The organism is Dongia sp. (assembly GCF_041905885.1).
Taxonomy (GTDB): domain Bacteria; phylum Pseudomonadota; class Alphaproteobacteria; order Dongiales; family Dongiaceae; genus Dongia.
Genome location: NZ_JAYRKD010000032.1, coordinates 1 through 20,422 on the forward strand (window position 1 = coordinate 1; position 20,422 = coordinate 20,422).

General features: G+C 67.2%; 16 protein-coding genes. 15 read left to right on the top strand and 1 reads right to left on the bottom strand.

Features of this window, described 5'->3' with window-relative positions:
* The 12 genes from ACH2CY_RS23845 to ACH2CY_RS23900 form a co-directional block, all read left to right on the top strand.
* Positions 1-1,093, top strand: a 1,093-nt coding sequence (locus tag ACH2CY_RS23845; RefSeq protein ID WP_395022248.1) for a VWA domain-containing protein, incomplete at its 5' end; no start/stop codon positions are given.
* Positions 1,094-2,608 carry an SrfA family protein gene (locus ACH2CY_RS23850; protein WP_395022250.1) on the top strand — a complete coding sequence of 505 codons (1,515 nt, stop codon included), beginning with the start codon at positions 1,094-1,096 and terminating at the stop codon, positions 2,606-2,608.
* 57 nt (positions 2,609-2,665) lie between these two features.
* On the top strand, positions 2,666-5,689 hold the full coding sequence (locus tag ACH2CY_RS23855; RefSeq protein WP_395022251.1) for a virulence factor SrfB: 3,024 nt from the start codon (positions 2,666-2,668) through the stop codon (positions 5,687-5,689).
* 10 nt (positions 5,690-5,699) lie between these two features.
* On the top strand, positions 5,700-8,345 hold the full coding sequence (locus ACH2CY_RS23860) for a virulence factor SrfC family protein (RefSeq protein ID WP_395022253.1): 2,646 nt from the start codon (positions 5,700-5,702) through the stop codon (positions 8,343-8,345).
* A 13-nt stretch (positions 8,346-8,358) separates the two neighbouring features.
* Complete coding sequence (locus tag ACH2CY_RS23865; RefSeq protein ID WP_395022254.1) at positions 8,359-9,411, top strand: hypothetical protein; 1,053 nt, start codon at positions 8,359-8,361, stop codon at positions 9,409-9,411.
* On the top strand, positions 9,408-11,351 hold the full coding sequence (locus tag ACH2CY_RS23870) for a vWA domain-containing protein (RefSeq protein WP_395022256.1): 1,944 nt from the start codon (positions 9,408-9,410) through the stop codon (positions 11,349-11,351). The genes ACH2CY_RS23865 and ACH2CY_RS23870 overlap by 4 nt, the downstream gene beginning before the upstream one ends.
* A gap of 1 nt (position 11,352) precedes the next feature.
* A complete protein-coding gene (locus ACH2CY_RS23875) occupies positions 11,353-12,087 on the top strand; it encodes an ABC transporter ATP-binding protein (protein ID WP_395022257.1) in 735 nt (244 codons plus the stop codon).
* Entirely contained in the window at positions 12,063-13,307 is a 1,245-nt protein-coding gene (locus ACH2CY_RS23880; protein ID WP_395022258.1) for an ABC transporter permease, read from the top strand. Before ACH2CY_RS23875 ends, ACH2CY_RS23880 begins: the two co-directional genes overlap by 25 nt.
* Entirely contained in the window at positions 13,297-14,841 is a 1,545-nt protein-coding gene (locus ACH2CY_RS23885) for a formylglycine-generating enzyme family protein (protein ID WP_395022259.1), read from the top strand. Before ACH2CY_RS23880 ends, ACH2CY_RS23885 begins: the two co-directional genes overlap by 11 nt.
* Before the next feature lie 10 nt (positions 14,842-14,851).
* Positions 14,852-15,700 (top strand): hypothetical protein, encoded by an 849-nt coding sequence (locus ACH2CY_RS23890; protein ID WP_395022261.1) that lies wholly within the window; start codon positions 14,852-14,854, stop codon positions 15,698-15,700.
* Positions 15,697-16,230: a hypothetical protein gene (locus ACH2CY_RS23895; protein WP_395022262.1), complete on the top strand. Its 534-nt coding sequence runs from the start codon at positions 15,697-15,699 to the stop codon at positions 16,228-16,230. Before ACH2CY_RS23890 ends, ACH2CY_RS23895 begins: the two co-directional genes overlap by 4 nt.
* On the top strand, positions 16,230-16,805 hold the full coding sequence (locus tag ACH2CY_RS23900; RefSeq protein WP_395022264.1) for a DUF1349 domain-containing protein: 576 nt from the start codon (positions 16,230-16,232) through the stop codon (positions 16,803-16,805). Before ACH2CY_RS23895 ends, ACH2CY_RS23900 begins: the two co-directional genes overlap by 1 nt.
* 19 nt (positions 16,806-16,824) lie before the next feature.
* Here the strand turns inward: ACH2CY_RS23900 and ACH2CY_RS23905 are convergent, their stop codons facing one another.
* Complete coding sequence (locus tag ACH2CY_RS23905) at positions 16,825-17,508, bottom strand: nucleotidyl transferase AbiEii/AbiGii toxin family protein (protein WP_395022266.1); 684 nt, start codon at positions 17,506-17,508, stop codon at positions 16,825-16,827.
* On the opposite strand from ACH2CY_RS23905, the gene ACH2CY_RS23910 reads away from it, so the two are divergent.
* The 3 genes from ACH2CY_RS23910 (at position 17,507) to ACH2CY_RS23920 (ending at position 20,417) form a co-directional block, all read left to right on the top strand.
* On the top strand, positions 17,507-17,887 hold the full coding sequence (locus ACH2CY_RS23910; protein ID WP_395022267.1) for a hypothetical protein: 381 nt from the start codon (positions 17,507-17,509) through the stop codon (positions 17,885-17,887). The genes ACH2CY_RS23905 and ACH2CY_RS23910 overlap by 2 nt on opposite strands.
* A 174-nt stretch (positions 17,888-18,061) precedes the next feature.
* Positions 18,062-18,922, top strand: a complete 861-nt coding sequence (locus ACH2CY_RS23915) for an ImuA family protein (RefSeq protein ID WP_395022268.1) — start codon at positions 18,062-18,064, stop codon at positions 18,920-18,922.
* Positions 18,810-20,417, top strand: a complete 1,608-nt coding sequence (locus tag ACH2CY_RS23920; protein WP_395022319.1) for a Y-family DNA polymerase — start codon at positions 18,810-18,812, stop codon at positions 20,415-20,417. Before ACH2CY_RS23915 ends, ACH2CY_RS23920 begins: the two co-directional genes overlap by 113 nt.
* Positions 20,418-20,422: the final 5 nt, after the last annotated feature.

Consider the following 20,422-nt stretch of genomic DNA (forward strand, 5'->3'; position numbering starts at 1 on the left):
GACGCCCGCCGCCGCCGCTCTTGCTGCCGCGCCGGCGGCGCGATCCTGGCTGCTGCCGGCGCTGCTGGCCTTGCTGCTGCTGGTCGGGCTGCTCGGCTGGATGGGCTGGATCCAGCGCGAGAAGCTGGTCGCCTGGCTGATGCCGCCCGAGGCTACGGCGCTCGATCCCGCAATCAGCATGGGATTGGACCTGGTCAACCAGCTCGAAGCCGAGCGCCAGCGCGCGATGGCCCTGCGCGAGCAGGTCAAGGCTTTGCGCCAGGAATTCGAAACGAAGAAGCTCGCTTGCGCCGTGCCGCCGCCGGAGCCCACACCTCCTCCGCCGCAGCCGACCCCGCCGCCGGAGAAAAAGGTGGAGACGCCGCCGCCCGCGCCGAAGCCGGAGAAGAAGGTCGAGCTGCCGCCGAAGAAGGTCGAGCCGAAGCCGGTGACGCCCGAGCCCGCACCGCCGCCGCAGGTCGCGACCGCGGCGCCGCCGCCCCCGCCGCCGGAGCCCGCGCAGGCCTGCGACCAGGCGATCCAGGAGCGCAAGTCCTGGGATGCGCCGGAAGTGGTGTTCGTGATCGATGCCTCTGGCTCGATGCGGGAGGATGCCGGCGGCGAGACCCGTCTCGACGCGGCGAAATCGTCGGTCGCGGTCATCGCCGACAACCTGCCGGCCGATGTCGACACCGCGCTGGTGAAGTTCAACGGCTGCAACTCGATCGACAACGATTATTTCATCGACCGCAACGCGCTGAAGCAGAAGGTCAACAGCCTGCAGGCGCAGGGCGGCACGCCGCTCGGCCGGTCGATGGAGCGCGCCGCCAACATCCTCAGCAAGAAGAAGCCGACGGTCATGGTGGTGGTGACCGACGGCGAGGATTCCTGCGGCGAAAAGGATCCTTGCGCGGTGGCCGCCGCGGCCAAGGCCAGCCATCCGAACATGACGATCAACGTCGTCGATGTCAGCGGCACCGGCGGCGGTGCCTGCATCGCCCAGAACGGCGGCGGCAAGGTCTTGCCGGCGCGCACGCCCGCCGAGATCAAGCAAGCCATGCAGCAGGCGACCTATCCGACGGCATTGCCGCCCGCGTGCAAAGGGAAACCGTAGATGTATTCCGGCCCGCTTCTCAAGTCAGGCAACCTGCGCGACTACACGCCGCTGGGCGAGATCGGCCAGCCGGTCTATGACGCGGCGGATCAGATCCGCACCGCGGTCCTGCACCAGATCGGCCGTGACGCCGCCGATCTCTTCGCCGTGCCGAAATTCGATTCCGTCGGCCGCAACATCGACTGGTATGCGACCCAAGACGGCGACATCGTCCCCTGGGATGCCGCCTCGCCCGAAGAGCGCGACGCCGCGCGCCGCCGACTGCTGGAGCTCAACGACAAGATCGAGAGCCATGCGCGCCGGATCGTGGCCGATCCGCAGAGCAACGACCAGCTGGTGTTCGGGCGTCTGCTGGCGCTCTGCCCCTTCATCCCGGACAGCTCGCATATCTTCATCATCAAGGGCCAGCCGGTCGTCACCTTCTGGGGCTTCATCCCCGCCGGCGCCGATCCGAGCCGCCACCGCCTGGCGGACATCGTGAAGCAGGAACCAATCAAGCGCGTGGCGACGGCGGCGCCGATTGCGCCCGCCGCCGGTGGCGCGGCTGCAGCCGTGGCGGTCGCCGAGGGTGCAAGCTGGTGGCGCTGGCTGTGGTGGCTGCTGGGCTTGCTGCTGCTCCTCCTGATCTTGCTGATGGCGCTGCGCTCCTGCGACGTGATCGAGGCGCCGGTGCCTTATCTCAGCAACGAAGGCATCGTCTGGCCGAGCGAGACGCCGCCCGACAACACGCCTGACAACACGATTGTCACCGTCCCCGGCGGCACGGTCACCGGCACCGTCCCGGGCAGCGGCACGATCGACGGCACCACCAACGGCACGGTCGTCGTGCCGGATGGCACAGTCGATCCGAACGCACCAGTCCAGCCCGACGCGACTCTGCCCGGCACCACGCCGGTAGACCCGAACGCGCAGCAGACTCCCGATCAGGGCGCCGAGCCGAATGCGGATCAGAACACGCCACCCGACGCGCAGACGCCTGAAGATCAGCAGAACTCGGACCAACTGAATCCTGACCAGCAGAATCCCGATCAACCGAAGACCGGCGAGCAGACACCGCCGGATGCGCAGTCGCCCGACCAGCAGCAGAATCCGGATCAGCAGCAGAACCCGGACCAGCAGGCCGGTGCGCGACCGCCGATCAAGCCGATCGAGCTCCCGGCCGACGGCAGTGCGGCCAACGGTCCGGCCGATTTCATGCAGGGCCAGTGGCGTTCGCAGACCGGGCTCCGCGCATCGGGCTCGAACGCGCCGGCGACCATCGGCTATCAGTTCGACAAGCAGGGCAAGGGCACCACGACCTTGAAGCTCGGCAACGGCGTCACCTGCAGCGGCGCCTCGGCCGCGACCACGCAGAACGGCAAGCTGACCATCCAGGATCAGGGCGGCTTGAACTGCAGCGACGGCTCCAACTTCCAGGGCTCGACCGTCGAATGCAGCAAGGCCGCGGACGGCAAGACCCATTGCGTAGGGCGCTACCCAAATGGGCAGACATACGACATATTGCTGGGGCAATAGGGGAAATCATGCCGAGCGCCCATCCATCGCGACCCCGGACGTCGAGCGGAGACCGCCATGCTCGCTGAACTGACCAAGTTCGGCGAAGGCGTGATGCTGATCGCCGAGAGCGGTCTGCAATTCCTCGACTTCGGCGTCGCCTTCGACCGGATCAACCGGGCGCCGCAGGTCGGCTTCGCGCGCGACGGCTCCGGCGCGCTGGTGCGCCTCGACTATGACGAGGCCGACGACAGCTATCGCCTTCCCGCGCAGGCCGGAGCGGCGGCGGGCACGGTGCGCGGCCGCGAGAAGCCGATCATCCAGATTTCGATGGGCGACACCGTCGCCCTGCTGGATTCGACCTGGCTGCCGATTCCGATTCTGCGCGCGCGGCCCGGCCGCAGCTTCGATCTCGGCCCGACCAACTGGGCGCGGGCGCGGCTCACGAAACTCGCTTCACCCGACGAGGACGGTTTCACCCACCGCCTGACCGTCGCGATCGACACCGCGGTCCTGCCGGTGCCGGAAGACAAGGCGATCGGCTATCTCGCGCCGCATGGCAACGACATCGGCGCCGGCCAGCCCTTCATGCTCGCCGCGCGCGGCTTCGAGCCCTTGCCCTTTGTCGGCCTCGACTGGGTCTCGCGCTGGATCCGCGATGCTTATCGCCAGAACGCGGCGCGGCATCTCCGTTACGAGTCCGAGGATATCGAGCGCGAGATCGGCCGCGGCTTCGACGTTGCGCATTACCTGACCTTCATCGGCCTGCTCGACCAGTTCTTCGAGATCCCACGCATCACTCTGCTGCGCAACGAGGACGACCGCGCGCACCCGACCATCGACGTCGACCTGGTGCTCGACGTCGGCAATTCGCGCACCTGCGGCATCCTGATCGAGGACCACGACCGCGAGGATTCCTCGCTGCACAACCGCTACGAACTCGCCTTGCGCGACCTTTCCGAGCCGCAGCTGGTCTATCGCGAACCCTTCGAGAGCCGGCTGGAATTCAACCAGCCGACCTTCGGCTCCGAGAGCGCGTCGTCCTTGAGCGGCCGCGCCAATGCCTTCAGCTGGCCGACCATCGCCCGGGTCGGGCCGGAAGCGACCAAGCTCGCGGCGCAGCGCCGCGGCACCGAGGGCTCGACGGGCTTGAGCAGCCCGAAACGCTATCTCTGGGATGAGGAAAGCTATCTCCACGGCTGGCGCTTCAACCAGTTCGAGAGCGAGGAGCCACGAGAGCGTCTCGCCACCGCCTATCCCTATTGCCAGTTCATCAACGAGGCCGGCGAGCCGCTCTATGCTTTAGAGCAGACCGACCCGCGCCGCATTCCGGTCTTCGATCCGCACTACTCTCGCAGCTCGCTGATGATGATCATGCTGAGTGAGGTGCTGCTGCAGGCGCTGTCGCAGATCAACAGCCCGATGCAGCGTATGCGCCAGGCGCAGTCCAACCTGCCGCGGCGCCTGCGCCGGATCGTGCTGACCGTGCCGCCCTCGATGCCGCTGCCCGAGCAGCGCATCCTGAAGCGCCGCATGGATGACGCGGTCGCCACGGTCTGGAAGGCGATGTCCTGGCACGACGAGACCGCGGCGCCCGACGACGAGACCAGGCCGCCGAAGCTGCCCTTCCCCGAGATCATCATGAAATGGGACGAGGCGACCTGCGGCCAGGTGGTCTATCTGTTCTCGGAATGCGCCAACCATTTCGGCGGCGATCCCAAGCTCTTCTTCAAGACCATGCGCCGCCGCGACGTGGCGCCGAGCGGCGATGAGCGTCTGCGCGTCGGCACCATCGACATCGGCGGCGGCACCACCGATCTCGTGGTCACCGACTATGTGCTGCTGCCGGCCGAAGGCAATGCGGTGAAGATCGAGCCGCGGCAGCTGTTCCGCGACGGCTTCAAGCTCGCCGGCGACGACATCGTGCTCGAGACCATCAAGTCGCAGCTGCTGCCGGCGATCGAATCCGCCCTCGCCGCTGCCGGTGCGAACGAGATCGAGTCGCTCATGTCGCAGCTGGTCGGCTCGGAGAACCTGAAGATCGAGGACCAGGTGCTGCGCCAGCAGTTCACCGCCCAGGTCCTGGTGCCGGCGGCGATCTCGCTGCTGCATCTCTACGAGAACTACGATCCGGTCGAGCGTGCGCCGGTGCGCAGCATGACCATCGAGGAATTGCTGCAGGGCCGCAAACCCCAGGACCGCGCGCTCGCCTATTTCAACAAGGGTGCGCGCAAGAGCCTGCCGAACGGCGCGGCCTTCAACGTGATCAAGGTGCCGGTCGCGGTCGATCTCGACCGGCTGCATGCGATGTTCATCGGCAAGGACATCGACTTGAACGGCCCATTGAGCTGGCTCTCGGAAGTGGTCGCGCGCTATGCCTGCGACGTGCTGCTGCTGACCGGCCGTCCCTCGCGCCTGCCCGGCGTGCAGGAGTTGGTGCGCTCGCTGATGCCGGTCTCGCCGGACCGCGTGGTGCCGCTGCACAACTACCGCGCCGGCGCCTGGTATCCCTTCCACCGCCATGGCCGGATCCAGGACCCGAAGACCACGGCGGCAGTCGGCGCCATGCTTTGCGTGCTGGCTGAAGGCCGGCTGCCGAATTTCAGCCTGCTCTCGCAGAAATTCGATCTCAAATCGACCATGCGCTATTTCGGCCGGCTCGACGGCAACAACCTCATCCAGCCGGAAGATGTCTATTTCGCCGACATTGATCTCGACGACCCGGATTACCAGCTGCCGAACCGGGCGATCGTGATCTCCGGCCCGATGCGCCTCGGCTTCCGCCAGCTGTCGACCCCGTTCTGGACCGCGGCGCCGCTCTATTCCCTGAGCTACCGCGAAGACGCCCGCGCCGAGCTGCACAATCTCACGCTTCTGGTGACGCTTGAGCTGGACCGCAGCGGCGGCAATCGCCGCGCCAAGGCGGCGCGCGACCAGGGGCTGGAACGCTTCCGCATCGCGCGCGTTGCCGTGCGGGAAGCGGACGGCAGCGAGGGCCGCAGCATCGGCAAGGACCGGCTGCTGCTGCGCTTCAAGACGCTGAACAGCAATGTGCTCGAGGCCAACGACTACTGGCTCGACACCGGCTCGGTCCTGGTCTGAGGATTATTGGATGACCGACTCTCTCTCCAGCACCGGCACCGCTCTCGGCCAGGCGATCGGCGGCGCCATCGACTGGGTCCAAGATGCCCGCGCCAACGCGAAATCCGTCGAACGCGAGGCCGACCCGACCATCGAATCGCTGCGCCGCATCCGCAACAAGAGCCGCCGCCTGGCCAAGGCGGCGTCGCGGCCGCCGGCGATCGGCATCTTCGGAATCAGCCAGGCGGGCAAGTCCTTCCTGGTGGACTCGCTCTCCAAGGGCGAGAACGGCCGCGTCGAATCCATGTTCGGCAACACCCGCCTCGACTTCATGAAGCATGTGAACCCGCCGGGCGGCGGCAAGGAGGCGACCGGTCTCGTCACCCGCTTCACCCGCACCCGGTCGAAGGCGCCGGCCGATTTTCCGGTTGAGGTCGAGCTGGTCAGCGAAGCCGATCTCATCAAGATCCTCTGGAACTCCTACATCCGCGACTTCGACCAGGAGGCAATGACCGCGCGGGTCGAGGCCGAGAATATCGACGAGGTCCTGCGCCGCGTCGGCCCGCAGCGCCAGGGCGCGCCGGTGCCCGGCCTCACCGCCGACGACGTGGTCGATCTCATGGACTATTTCGACCGGCTCTCGCGCAAGACCAGCCAGAGCCTGCGCGGCGCCTATTGGCCGAATGCGATCGAGCTCGCGCCCCATCTTCTGCCAACCGCGCGCGCCGATCTGTTCGGCCTGCTCTGGGGCGGGCTGGAGCAGCTTTCCGATCTCTATCTCCGCCTGCAGGCCGGTCTGGCGGAAGTCGATCATGCGCGCTCGCTGCATTGCGAGCTCGCAGCCCTGGTCGAGGGCGACGAGAGCGGTGAATTCTCCCAGGCGAAATGCATCAACAATGTCGACTGCCTGCGCCTGCTCGACGGCGACGGCGGCGATCTGGTGAAGGTGCGCCCGGTCCTGGAAGCCGGCCCCGATGGTTCCAAGATGGGCGCGGTGAAGCAGCTGCCGCGCGGGCTGCTCGCCGGCGTGACCGCCGAGCTGCGCTTCACCTTGACCGAGAAGCCGGTCGCCGCGGTGCTGGAGAGCACCGATCTCATCGACTTCCCCGGCTATCGCGGCCGGTTGAAGATCACCGATCCGAAGCGCGAACTGCTCTCGGCGACCGAGGAGCGCGAGGACGGCTACCACGTCTCCGACATCTGGCTCCGCGGCAAGGTCTCCTATCTCTTCGAGCGCTATACCGAGGACCAGGAGATGAACGCGCTGATCCTCTGCGCGCCCTCGACCAAGCAGAGCGACGTCCAGGATATCGGCCCGGTGCTCGACGACTGGGTCCGCACCGTGCAGGGCGAGACGCCGCAGATTCGCGCCCGCCGTCCGTCCGGCCTGCTGATCGTCACCACGATGTGGGACCTGCGCCTGCTGCCCACCGCTAACGAGACGCCGGAGACCCTTCGTGTGGCCGGCGACGCGGTCATGCACATGACCTTCGAGCGATTCCGCACTTATGACTGGGTGCGGGACTGGGACGGCCGCCCGTTCCGCAATCTCTTCCTCACCCGCAAGCCGCGGGTCGAGAGCCTGCTGTTCGGCATGCGGGACGGGCACGAAACCGGGGTGGTGACCTCGCAGCTCGGCCGCCTGGCGCAGATCCGCGACTATTTCCTGGCCGGCGACGAAGTGCTGAAGCATGTCGCCGAGCCGGCCGATGCCTGGGACGCGATGCTGGCGCCGAATGACGGCGGCGTCGGCCGGATCGTGAAATATCTGGAATCGATCGGCATCGGCAAGCTGAAAGCCCAGCGCCTGCAGGAGCAGCTGCTGGCGCTGGTGACCGAGACCCGCGCCAAGCTCGAGATCTTCCATGTCGGCATCGGCGGCGAGGAATTGGAGACCAAGCGCAAGCGTGCCGAATGGCTGGTCGGCGCCATCGCCGACAACGAGCCGCCGCGCTTCGCCGAATTGCTGGACGTGCTGCTGCTGGACGCCGAGCAGATGCGCTCCTGCTATCTCAGCATCGACACCCGCGGCGGCCTGACCAACGGCAAGGGCGTCAGCGGCTCGCTCCGCGACCTCCTGAAGAGCAAAGGCGCCTCGGCGGCGCCCGCGCCGAGCAACCGTGCCCGCCACTTCGCCGACGTGGTGATCGCCGCCTGGGTCAACCAGCTGCGCGACCTGCCGCACAACGAGAAGCAGCTCCGCCACGTGCGCCTGCAGGCGGAAGCCGCGCGGGTCATCGTTGAGGAGATGATCGCCGGCGCCTTGCGCACGAAGCTGCCCGACCAGATCGCCAAGGCCTGTTCCGCGACCGAGATGAGCGCGACGCGACGCCGCGCCCAGGTCGCCGAGGAGCAGGTGCTGATCGCGCGCCAGGAGCTGGCGACCTTCACCAGCTATCTCGGCGCATTGAACCGCCCGCGCCCGATCAACCTGGTGGTCGGCAACCGCCGCATCTTCGAGACCCAGAAGGCGCCGATCGCGCTGCCGGAGCTCGACGAAGCCGATCACGGCGCGCACGCGCTGCTGCTGATGTCCGACTGGCTGACCGCTCTGCATGATCTCGTGATCGAAAATGCCGGCTTCAGCGAAGGCTCCGAACTCTCGCCGGCCCAGGCCCGCACGCTCGCGGCCATCGTCGCCGCCGTCGACGTGCAGGCGCGCGCATTGGTCCAATGAGAGGGGCGCAATAGTGGCTCTCCGCGCTGAACTCATCGGCCAGGATCCGGGCCGCGCGCAGCTTCGGCTGCATGGGCTGGCGGCGGAGGCGGGCAGTCTCCGGCTGCAGATCCGCCGCAACCAGGGCCCCGACACCTATCTCGGCGGCGAAGGCCGCTGGCAGAGCTCGCCGGATTTCTGGTTCCCAGTCAGCGCCTCCAGCCGCACGCCGACCGCCGACGGCCTCGACATCGCCGTCGGCCCGGAGATCGTCGATCCGATCGCCGCCGCGCTCGCCGGCAACGCTTTCCAGGTCACGATCGAAACGCCGGCTGGCGTGGCCAGCGCCACCATCATCATCCCGCAGCAGCCGATTCTGCTCGCCTCCGGCGCCGCCGGCGCGCCGCAGCGCCGCGCAGCGGAACCCGAACCCGCGCCTCCACCGCCGCCGACACCGGAACCCGCGCCGCCGCCGTCACGCCCGACTCTCACCGCCGATCCCGATCGCGCGCCGATCGAGCGATCGTCGGGCAGCCGCTTCGGCCTGATCGTGGTGATCCTGATCCTCGTCCTGGCGCTGGCGGTGGCCGGCTGGTTCTTCCGCGACAAGCTGCTCGGCGCGACGGAAGAAGCGCCGCAGCCCGCACCCGCGGCCCCGGCGCAAAGCGAACTGGAGCAGATCAAGACCTTCCTGGCCGCCAACCCCAACGCACCGGAGCGTTTGGCGAAGGCACGCGAGACCCTGGCCGCCTGCCAGCTCAACTGGGCCTCGGTGCTCTACCGCGATCTCGGCCAGGCCGGCGATGCCGAGGCGGCTTTGGCGATGGGCCGCTTCTACGATCCCGTGGACCCGGTCTGTCCCGAGGTCGGCGCGCCGAACCGCACCGTGAGCTCCGACACCGCCGCCTTCTGGTACCGCAAGGCGATCGACGGCAAGTCGGTCGAGGCGATGCGCCGCTTGGGCGCCATGCTGGTTGCGCCGGGCAAGGACACGCCCAAATATCAGGAAGGCATCGACCTCCTGAAGCAGGCGGCGCAACAGGGCGATGCCGATGCCGCCGCGAAACTGAAGGAGTTGGGTCCATGATGCTGCGCAGCCTCGCGCTCATTTTCGCGGCCTTGCTTCTGATCGCGCCGGCTTCGGCCGCCGAAAGGAAGCCGCTGCTGATGGAAGGCAAGAAGACGCTCTATCAGCGCGTCCTCGCCCAGCCGGATGCCCAGCTTTTCTCCAAGCCCGGCGCCAAGGACGGCAAGCCGGTGCCGGCAATGAGCATCTATTATGTCTATGCGCGCCAGGATGTGGGCGGCGCCGCCTGGCTGGAAGTCGGCCCCGCCGCCGACGGCAAGACCCTCGGCTGGATCCCGGCGACGGCTGCGCTCGACTGGAAGCAGCAGATCGTCCTCACCTTCACCAATCCCTCCAACCGCGACCCCGCGCTGATGTTCGACAGCGCTGACAACCTGGAGAAGGTGCTGAACGCCGACGATCCGGGTGCGGCGGCGGGCGAGCTCCGCAAGACCATCGCCGGCGGCAACCTGCCGGCCGATTTTCCGGTGATCGCCACCGAGCCCAACAAATACATCGATTTCACCAAGCAGTTCTATCTGCTGCCGATCCTGGATTCGCGCGAGCAGATGACCCAGACCGGCGCCCAGACCATCGAGCTGCAGTTGGCCTCCTTGCCCGCCGTCGCGGTCGATGCGAACCAGCCGCCGGCGGCGCCCAGCGACGCCGAGATGCTGCAGAACTTCACCGCCGGCGTGGTCTTCGTCATCGATTCCACCAAGTCGATGGGCCCCTATATCGATCGCACCCGCGAGGCGGTCGAGAAGCTCTACGAGGATATCAGCGGCAAGGCGGTCAGCAGCAAGGTCGCCTTCGGCCTGGTCGCCTTCCGCGCCGGGGGGAACGAGGCGGGGATCGACTACACGTCGAAAGTCTTCGTCGATCCCAACAAGGCGACCGACAAGGCCGCCTTCATGAACGCGGTGAAGGACCTCTCCGCCGCCACGGTCTCCACCCCGCGCTTCGACGAGGATTCGCTGGCCGGCGTGATGAGCGCCTTGAAGGAGATCGACTGGTCGCATTTCGGCGCGCGCTACATCGTGCTGATCACCGATGCCGGACCCTTGGGCGGCAACGATCCCATCTCCTCGACCAAGATGAATGCCGACCAGGTCCGTCTCTACGCCAAGGACCAGGGCGCCGCGATCTACACCTTGCATCTCCTGACGCCGGCCGGCGCCAAGGATCATGCCGGGGCGAAGTCGCAATACGAGATCCTCAGCACCTATCCCGGTGTCACCAAGCCGCTCTACTACCCGATCGCCGAAGGCAGCGTCGATAAGCTCGGCACCGCGGTCGAGCTGCTGGCCGACGCGGTTGTGAAGCAGATCGAGGAGGCCTCCTCCGGCAAGACCACGATCGGCGCTGATCCCGCGGCCCAGGCGAAGAGCGACATCGAGGCCGATACCGCCGCGGTCGGCCATGCGATGCGGCTCGCCTATCTCGGCCGCGCCGCCAAGACCACCGCGCCGAAGCTGGTCCAGTCCTGGATGATCGACCGCGACTTCGCCAAGCCCTCGGTTGCGACCGTGGACGTCCGTGTGCTGCTGACCAAGGCGCAGCTGAGCGACCTGCAGCAGACCCTGAAAGGTGTGCTCGACGCCGCGCATGAGAAGCAGTTCGATCCGGCCGGCTTCTACGACGCGGTGAAGTCGGTTGCCGCCGCGCTCGGCCGCGATCCGGCGAAGCTGCAGGATCCCAAGGCGACCTCGCTCAGCCAGATGGGGCTGCTCGGCGAGTATGTCGAAGGCCTGCCTTACAAGAGCGCCGTGCTCAACATCGATGCCGACACCTGGAAATCCTGGCCGATCGCCCAGCAGAACTATTTCCTCGACGAGCTCGAACGGAAGCTGGCGCTCTACAAGGCCTATAATGAGGATGTCAGCCGCTGGGTGACCTTGACCCCCGGGGCGCCGGCCAGCGAGCAGGTCTATCCGGTGCCGCTCGACGCGCTGCCCTGAAATGGCGGAACCGGTCCTCGTCATCGCCGGCCTGGAGATGCAGCGCGGCACCGGCGATTCCAAATTCCGCATGGTCGTCGACCGCCTGGAATTCGAGAGCAACCAGCCGGTCCTGCTGACCGGCGAGAACGGCTCCGGCAAGAGCTCGCTGCTCGACGTGATCGGCCTGGTGCTGCGGCCGACACGCACTGCACAATTCGCCTATCATGGCCGCGACGGCGAAGCGGTCGATCTCGCGTCCCTGCTCGCCGAAGCGAACGACACCGCCTTGACCGACATCCGCTGCTCGGAGATCGGCTATATGCCGCAGACCGGCGGCCTGGTGCCTTTCCTCTCGGTCGAGGACAATATCGCGCTGCCGGCGATGCTCTGCGGCCGGCGCGATCCCGCCTTCATCGACCAGCTTTGCAACGCGCTGGAGATCACCCCGATCCTGCTCGCGCTCAAACCCCAGGCGCTTTCGATCGGCCAGCGCCAGCGGGTCTGCCTGGCGCGCGCCTTCGCGCATCGCCCACGCCTGCTGCTGGCCGACGAGCCCACCGCTTCGCTCGACACCGTCAGCGCCGCCGTCGTCTCCGAGATGCTGGTCGAGGTCGCGCCGAAATACGGCATCACCCCGGTCATCGCCACCCATGACCCGCGCCTGACCGAGAAGGCCGGCACGCGCCGTATCACGCTTCAGGCCAAGCCCGTCGGCCCGAGCGAGGTCGAATGTCGAATCGCCGCCGCAGCCTGACCCCCGGCGCGGGGCGCCGGCTGGCCCAGGTCGCGACCCTCGCGGCCAAGGGCCTGTGGTTTCACCGCCGGCTCTCGCTCTACCAGACGATCGGTCTCGCGGCGGTGCTGGTGCCGCTGCTGCTGATCGCCGGCTTGAAGAACGGCTTCATCGAAGGCATGCTGGCGCAGCTCCGCGCCGACCCGCGCAATCTCGAAGTCATCATCGTCGGCAACCGCAGCCTCGACGGCGGCTGGTTCAAGACCGTCTCCGGCAGCCCGGCCCTGGGTTTCATCGTGCCGAACACGCGCTCGCTCTCGGCGACCATCGCGCTCGCCAACGAGCAGGGCGGCATGATCGGCGACGTGCAGATGATCCCGACCGCGCCGGGCGATCCGCTGCTGGCCGACCTGCCGGTGCCGACCGAGGATGACGCGGTGATCCTCTCCGAAGCCACGGCGCGCAAGCTCGGCGTGAAGGCCGGCGATACCGTCCGCGCCGCCGTGCAGCGCCGGATCGACGGCGCGGATCAGGCGTCGGTCCGCTCGCTCCTGGTGCAGGCGCTGGCGCCGGAAAGCCTCGCCACCGGCGACTTCGCCTTCGTCAGCCAACGCCTGCTGGTACTGAGCGAGGACTACCGCGACGGCGCCGTCGACAGCATCAACGCGGCCGGCCCGGACGCCTCCGCGCTGCAGGCCCGCGCCTATGCCTCGGCAAGGCTCTATGCCCGCGATCTCGACCAGGTCGAAGCCCTCGCCGCCGCGGTCGAGGCGACCGGCGTCTCAGTGCGGATGCGCAGCCAGCAGATCGCCGTGGTGCGTACGCTGGACCACGGGCTCAACTGGGTCGCGGGGATCATCGTGCTGCTCGGCATGGTCGGCGTCGCCTGCTCGATCGCGGTCAGCCAATGGCTCGGCGTCGAGCGGCGTCGGCGCGAGATCAGCGTGCTGCGCCTGATCGGCCTCACCCGTTCGAACGCGCTGCTGATGCTGGTCGCCGAGGCGCTGGTGGTTGCCGCCTGTGCCTTCCTCCTCGCCGGTCTTGTCTTCCTCATCCTTTCGCCGCTGGCCGACAGGTTGATCGCCGCGGTGGAGATCATCGACGGGCCGATCTGCCGCCTGGCGCCCGGCCAGTTCCTTCTGCTCTTCCTCGTCACCGCGATCGCCGGCGGGCTCGGCGCCCTGATCGGCGGGGCGCGGGTCTTAAGCATCGAACCTGCAGAGTGTCTTCGTGAAGCTTGAACGCGCAGCCGCCCTTGTGCTGGCGGCAACCTTGAGCAACAGCGCCCTGGCGGCGGACACGCCCTGGCCGGCGAAGCTCGCCAACCCCGCTCCCCTGGGCGACGACGTCCTGCTGCCGATGCCCTGTGGCGGCGCCATGGCCTTTCGCAAGATCGCGGTGCCCGGCGGCGGGTTGCTCGACGACTACCAGATGACCATCGGCGGCGCCGATCCCAACTACGCCTATTCCGAATATTCCCGCGCCGGCGCAATCGACGGTCCCTTCGCCGACAAATCGTCCAGCCGCTATTACCTGCTGGCGAAATACGAAACCACGCAGCTGCAGTTCGACGCGCTGATGAAGCCGGCCTGCCCGAAGGCCGAGATCAAGGGCCGCCTGCCGGTCACCGGCGTGACCCGGCTGGAGGCGGAGCAATTCGCCGACGCCTATTCGGTCTGGCTGCTCGCCAACGCCAAGGACCAGCTGCCCGCGGTCGGCCGCGAGGTCGCCTTCGCGCGGCTGCCGACCGAGGTCGAGTGGGAATTCGCGGCGCGCGGCGGCATCGCGGTGGCGCCGCCGGAGTTCGAGGAACCGCTCTTCCCGATGCCGGAGGGCATGCCGCAATACGTCGCCTATGCCGGACCCGAATCCGCCAACGGCAAGCTGCAGGTGACCGGCCTCTTGAAGCCCAACCCGCTCGGCCTCTACGACATGCTCGGCAATGCCGAGGAATTCGTCGCCGATCTCTACCAGCTCGACCGGGTGAAGCGGCTGCATGGCCGCGCCGGCGGCGACGTGGTGAAGGGCGGCAGCTATTTGACCCCCAAGGATGCGATCCGCTCCGCCTATCGCGTCGAATACCCGCCCTATACGCCTGGGGGCGCGCGCCGCTCAAAGGCGACCGGCTTCCGCATCGTCGTGACCGCGCCGGTGTTGACCGACGACGCGGCGGTCGAGGACGCGCGAAACGCCTGGGAGAAGCTGGGGAAATCGATCGCCCCGGAATCCAGCCAGCCGCTCGCCGACCCGCTGGACGAGATCAAGGCCCTGACCCGGATGGCCGACGACGCCGCCATGAAGGCGCGGCTGGAGACCTTGGCCGGCACGGTCAAGGAGCAGATGACCCGGGTCGAGGAGCAGCGCGCCAAGGCGGCGCAGGCGCTGATCCACCAGGGCGCCTGGCTCGGCGCCTTGATCCAGCACGATCACGAATATTTGGTGCTGCTGGAACAGCAGCTTGAGCGACGCAAGAAAGATCAACCGCAGGATTCCGCCCGGATCGCCGTGGCACAGGCGAGCGTGGACGACCAGAAGAAGCGGATTGACTCGAATTTAACGCTTTACGGGTCGCTGATCATACAACTGCGTGACTATGATCAAAACCTCTTGAAGGGCCAGGCTGAGGCTCTCGGGGGCGAGTTGACTCAGCGCGGGGCGTCCTATTTGAATCCCTTCAGCCAGGCGTTGCTTGCGGCCATCCAGAAATACCGGTCGGACAATACCGTCCGGTCGGAAGAGTGGCTCAAAGGGATTGTTGGCGTTCGCGCCAACTAGCGGGAGTGAGATGAGAGTTCCAGCACCTGCGCGCGGCTTCCTGCTGGCCGTGGCCTGCCTGACCGTCTTCCAGGGCGGCGGCTGCGCGTGGAGCAGCGGCGGCCCGCCCCCGGGCTACGATCCCAACCGCGGCGCCGGCGCGAAGACGGCGAATGTCCAGCCCGGCAACTTCGGCTCGGTGGTGAAGTCGGGCGGCGTCGCCGCCTGCATGAACATCAACGAAGACCAGGTGCCGGTGAATTATTTTGAGACCGTCGGCGTGGCGACGGCGGCCGGCGCGGTGCTGCTGGCGCTGCTCGGCGCGGCGGCGGGCGCGATGATGTCGAACAACGCGGGTCGCGGTGCGGCCACCGGTGCGGTGATCGGCGGCGTGGCCGGCGGCGCGCTGGGTGCCGCCTCCGGCGTGCAGACCGCGGAGCAGAAGAAGTATTACGCGGTGCAGCTCGCGCGCTACGACTGCCAGCTCGAGGCGGCGCGCACCGAGAATGCCAACCTCAAGGCCTCCGGCGAAGCGCTGCAGGCCTCGGTCGATACGCTGAGCCGCCAGCTCGACCAGCTCGAGGACGACTACGCCAACAAGCGGATCACCAAGGCCCAGGCGCAGAAGGAGTTGGCCGCCATCGACGCCGATTCCGCTGCGCTGAAGACCCGCATGACCTCGATGAAGGCGAACAGCGAGCAATACCAGCAGATGGCTTCCGACACCCAGCAGATGGCCCAGGGCACCCGCCGCAAGATCGACGAAGAGCGCGTCGATGCGCTCGACCAGCAGATCGCCGACATGCGCGACCAGAACGAAGAGCTGGAGCGCGAATACGACAAGCTGGTGGAACGCCGCAAGGCCGTGGTCCTGCAATGAGCGGAAAAGTGTCGCGCGTCACCGGCGCAATCCTGCCGGCCCTGCTGCTCGGCTTGATCGGCGCGCTATCCGGCTGCTCCTCCTCCTGCACCGGCGATCCGCGCACCGACAATTACTTCTGCGCGCAGCGGAACATGGGCGCCTATCAGAACCAGGTGAGCCAGAAGCAGCAGGCCGCCGAGAACCTGCAGGACGAGAACGTGCAGCTGCAGCGCCAGAACCAGGACCTGGCGGCGCAGAAGCAGGGCTTGAACCGGCAGATCGACAAGATCTCCGGCGAGCTGAGAAACCTCGACACCGAGCTCAACACCCTGAACACGCGGATCCAGAAAGCGCGTTCCAACAGCCAGGTCGACCAGCAGCGGCTTGCCCAGGCGCAACGCGAGCTGCAGCGGGTGCAAGACCAGACCAAGCTGGCGCAGACCGACACCAGCGGCGCCCTGGCCCAGCGCCAGGCCGAGCTCGACCGGCTGAAGCAGCGCACCAAGCAGCTCGAAGCCGATATCGACGCCATCCTGCAGGCGCATTAGTGGGCTTCGACGGGCTGACCTGGCTCAACCCGCCGCTGTCAGAGACGCGTGCCGATAACGCACTCACGGTCAAGACCCGCGGCGCCACCGACTTCTGGCAGCAGACCTTCTACGGCTTCCGCCGGCACAGCGGACATTTCCTGCAGCGCAAGGTCACCGGCGACTTCACGGCTTCGGTCAAGTTCACCGGCCGCTATGAGGCGCTCTACGACCAGGCCGGCCTGATGCTGCGCGCCGACGAGAGTCACTGGGCGAAGACCGGCATCGAATACACCGACGGCGAGCGCCATCTCTCGGCGGTCGTGACCAACGAATTCTCCGACTGGTCGGTGCTGCCCTACCGCCAGGCCCGCGACGAAGTCTCGATCCGCGTGACCCGCCACGGCGAGGCGATCCGCATCCAGTTCGAGGACCCCGGCACCGGCCAATGGCAGATGCTGCGCCTCGCCTACCTCAAGCCGGCGGCGGAACTGCAGGTCGGCGTGATGTGCTGCTCGCCGGAACGCGAGGGTTTCGAAGTCACCTTCCGCGACTTCGAGATCGGCCCCCCGATCGACCGGGCGTTGCACGCGTAGAGTCAGGCGACTCAGGGCCTTATATTTGCTTGGGTTGATGCTCTATCAGGAAGTCCAGGACGCTCTGCGCTGCGGCCTTTGTGGCGTACTTTCTGCCAAGCTCTGTCGAATTGACGTCATTCAGCGCTCTTTCCTCATAGGAAGGCAGGACGAGGCTGATCCGATCGATCGCTTTGTCGAGCTTGTCCGCAACGACAGGCACATAGGGAGAGAGCTTCTCGGCTTGCGTCTCGATAATCGCGGCGAGGTCGAAGATATCTCGGACCTTGAAGGTTGAGGGTCGATAGAAGAGCTTCTTGATGGCTATCTCCCAAGGCGTTTCGATGAGAATGTCACGGTCTTCGAAGCGCCAAGGCCGGCTTGGATCCGTCGTTCTCTTGCCGCCGACAATGAAGTCGATCTCTCCTGCATCCAGCTTGAGCTTGAGATAGCTGCCTGGGAACTCGTATTTCCTGCCGCCCAGCAGCGCTCGCGTTGCAGGATTGGCGTGGGGCGAGAGTTCCGTCACCGCATCGGCATTTGGAATGAAGATGTCGATATCGTAGCTGATGCGATGGGCAAGCTGGACGGCGAGAGCTGTGCCGCCGCCAAATGACCACGGCACGTTTCCCTCAATGGTATCGATCAGCGTCAGCGCGCTACGCAGCAGCGCTTGCCAATCGGAAGTTCGCCATTTCTCTGACCCATCCGGCGATTCGGCCATGACCTACGTTCCAGGTTCGAGACGCTCTATAGAGATCTTCAAAGCTCACGATCTTCGCAAGCACGAGATCATGGACCGCCTCTTCGGAAACTTCATCGAAGAGGGCTTCGATATGCGGTTGCCACTGTTTTTGCGGCGCGATGGCAAGGAGGCAATGGATAAGCGTGCCGACATCGATGGCTTTTGGGCGGGGTGCGTTGATGGTGCCCAGGACAAAATCGACGCGTTCCGAAGCCTGGCGCGCATTCTTGAGTGCTTCACGCGCTTTGTGCCCAAGCGCCTTGACGTCCTCGGAGAGGGCAGAGGGTACCTGCACCTCAACCCGATCGATTTCGCGTTGCGCACGCTGCCGTTGCCGGTAGCGGCGGACCCGCTCTGACGCGGTCCTGTCCTTCATAGCCTGCTTCCTTTCGATATCAGAATATGTCGTAACCGGATTACGATTCAAGATGTAATCCGGTTACGAGAAAGACCAGAGTTCTTTGTCTGTTCCTAATTCTTGACTCAGGCACCGGTGAGAACACATGATGAACAAATGCCTGAGCGCCGACCAATGCCGCCGGCCCTTGCCGCCAACCAGAACCACCCCGCCGAGGCTGCGCCGGCGCGGGTAAAGCCGCTTACGATCAGCGGTCTGCGAGACCAGGTCGCACGGCTGGAGCGGCTTGGCGCCACCTCGAACCGACGCGGACAGCTGCGTCCGATCACCCTGGGATTACCCGAGCTGGACCGGCATCTCCCCTGGGGCGGCCTGCCGCGCGCGGCCTTGCATGAAGTCGCGGGCGAAGGCGCCGATCGGGAGGAGGGCGCGGCCGCGGCCGGCTTCGCCGCGCTCTGGCTGGCGCGGCTGCAGGAGACCGGGCCGCTGCTCTGGATCGTCCGCGCGGGCAATCGCGCCGCCATCGATCTCCACGCCCATGGCCTGCATCAACAGGAGCTCGACCCGAAGCGTCTGATCCTGGTCGCCGCCAAGCGCGACGACGAAGCCTTGTGGGCCATGGAAGAAGGCTTGAAGGCGAAGAGCCTCGGCGCGGTGCTGGGCGAAGTCGAGAAGCTCGACCTGACCGCGAGCCGCCGCCTGCAACTCGCGGCGGAGACCGGCGGCGTCACTGCTTTCGTGCTGCGGCGCTGGCGGTTGATGGAACGCGCGGCGCGCGATGCCGCGCAACCGATCGCCGCGGTCACCCGCTGGCGCGTGAGGGCGCTCCCCAGCGAAAACGAAATCTGCTGGCAGGTCGATCTCGCGCGCTGTCGCGGCGGCCGCCCCAACACCTGGATCATGGAGAAGGCACATGGATCGGATGAACTCCGCACCCGGCCACAACGGCATGAGCCGGACCGGGTCGCGCCGCTATCTGGCGATCTGGCTCCGCTTCTGGGCGGCCGACCGCTGGCGGCGGGCACAGGAAACTGATCGACCTTTCGTCCTGGTCGAAACCGTCGGCCCGCGCCGCGAAGTGCGCGCCGCCGATCCGCGCGCCATCGCCTGCGGCATCGCACCGGGCCAGGGCGTCGCCGATGCCCAGGCGTTGGTGCCGGATCTCCTGGTCCTGCCGGCCGATCCCGCCGGCGACCTCGCGGCTTTGCATAAGCTCGCCGAATGGGCGACGCGTTTCTCGCCTTTGGTGGCGCCCGATCCCAGCGATGGGCTGATGCTCGACATCACCGGCTGCGCCCATCTCTGGGCCCCAGGGGATAGCGGAGAGGAGAAACTGCTGGCCGACGCGCTGCATCGCCTGCGCAGCCATGGCTTCGACGTTGTCGGCGCGATCGCCGGGACGATCGGCGCCGCCTGGGCTGCCGCGCGCTTCAGCCAGTCCAGGCAGGGCACGATCATCCCGGCCGGCGCCGTCTCCGGCGCGCTGGACGGCTTGCCGGTGCAGGCCCTGCGCATCGACGCCGCGACCGTCGACGGATTGCAGCGCCTGGGTTTGCGCAAAATCGGCGATCTCTACCCGATGAAGCGCGCCGGCCTCGCCCAGCGTTTCGGGACCAGGCTGCTCACGCGCCTGGACCAGGCCCTGGGCTGTGCCGCCGAGACCTTGTCGCCGCTCCTGCCGCCGCCGGAACACCGGATCGGCCTCGGCTTCGCCGAGCCGATCTCCGCCCCGGAATCGCTTCACCGCGTCGCCGAGATTCTGGTCGAGCGCCTGTCGCGCGAGCTCGCCACGCATCAGCGCGGCGCCCGCGCCCTCAAGCTCTCCGCCTATCGTCTGGACGGCGTCGTTTCCGCGCTCACCATCGGCACCGCCCGGGCCAGCGCCGAGCCGCGCCATCTCTTCCATCTCATCGCCGAGAAGCTGGAGCGGATCGATCCCGGCCCCGGCATCGAATTCATGAGCCTCGCCGCCGAACGCACCGAGGTGGTGACCGCCGTGCAATCCGGCATGATCGACCCCAGCATGATTGACCTGGACGAGGCCGCGGTCTCCGCCGCCGATCTCGCGCCTTTGATGGACCGTCTCGCCAACCGTCTCGGCGCCGAGCGTCTCGCGCGCCCCATCCCCGTGGAGAGTCATGTGCCGGAACGCGCGATCAAGATGGTGGCGCCGCTGGCCCAAGAATCCAGAGAGGGCCAGAAGAAGGTGCAGTGGCCGAAGCTGCCGCCGCGGCCCACGCGCCTCCTGCCCAACCCCGAGCCGATCGACGTCATGGCGCCGGTTCCCGATGATCCGCCGATCACCTTCCACTGGCGCCGGATCCGGCATCGCGTGGTCTGGGCCGAGGGACCGGAGCGCGTGGCGCCCGAATGGTGGCGCCCGGCCACGTCCGACGCAAACGAGAGCCTGGAGACCCGCGACTATTACCGGGTCCAGGACGAGACCGGCGGCCGTTACTGGCTCTACCGCGCCGGCCTCTACCAGGGCGGCAAGCAGCCGCGCTGGTTCCTGCACGGTGTCTTCGCGTAACCGCG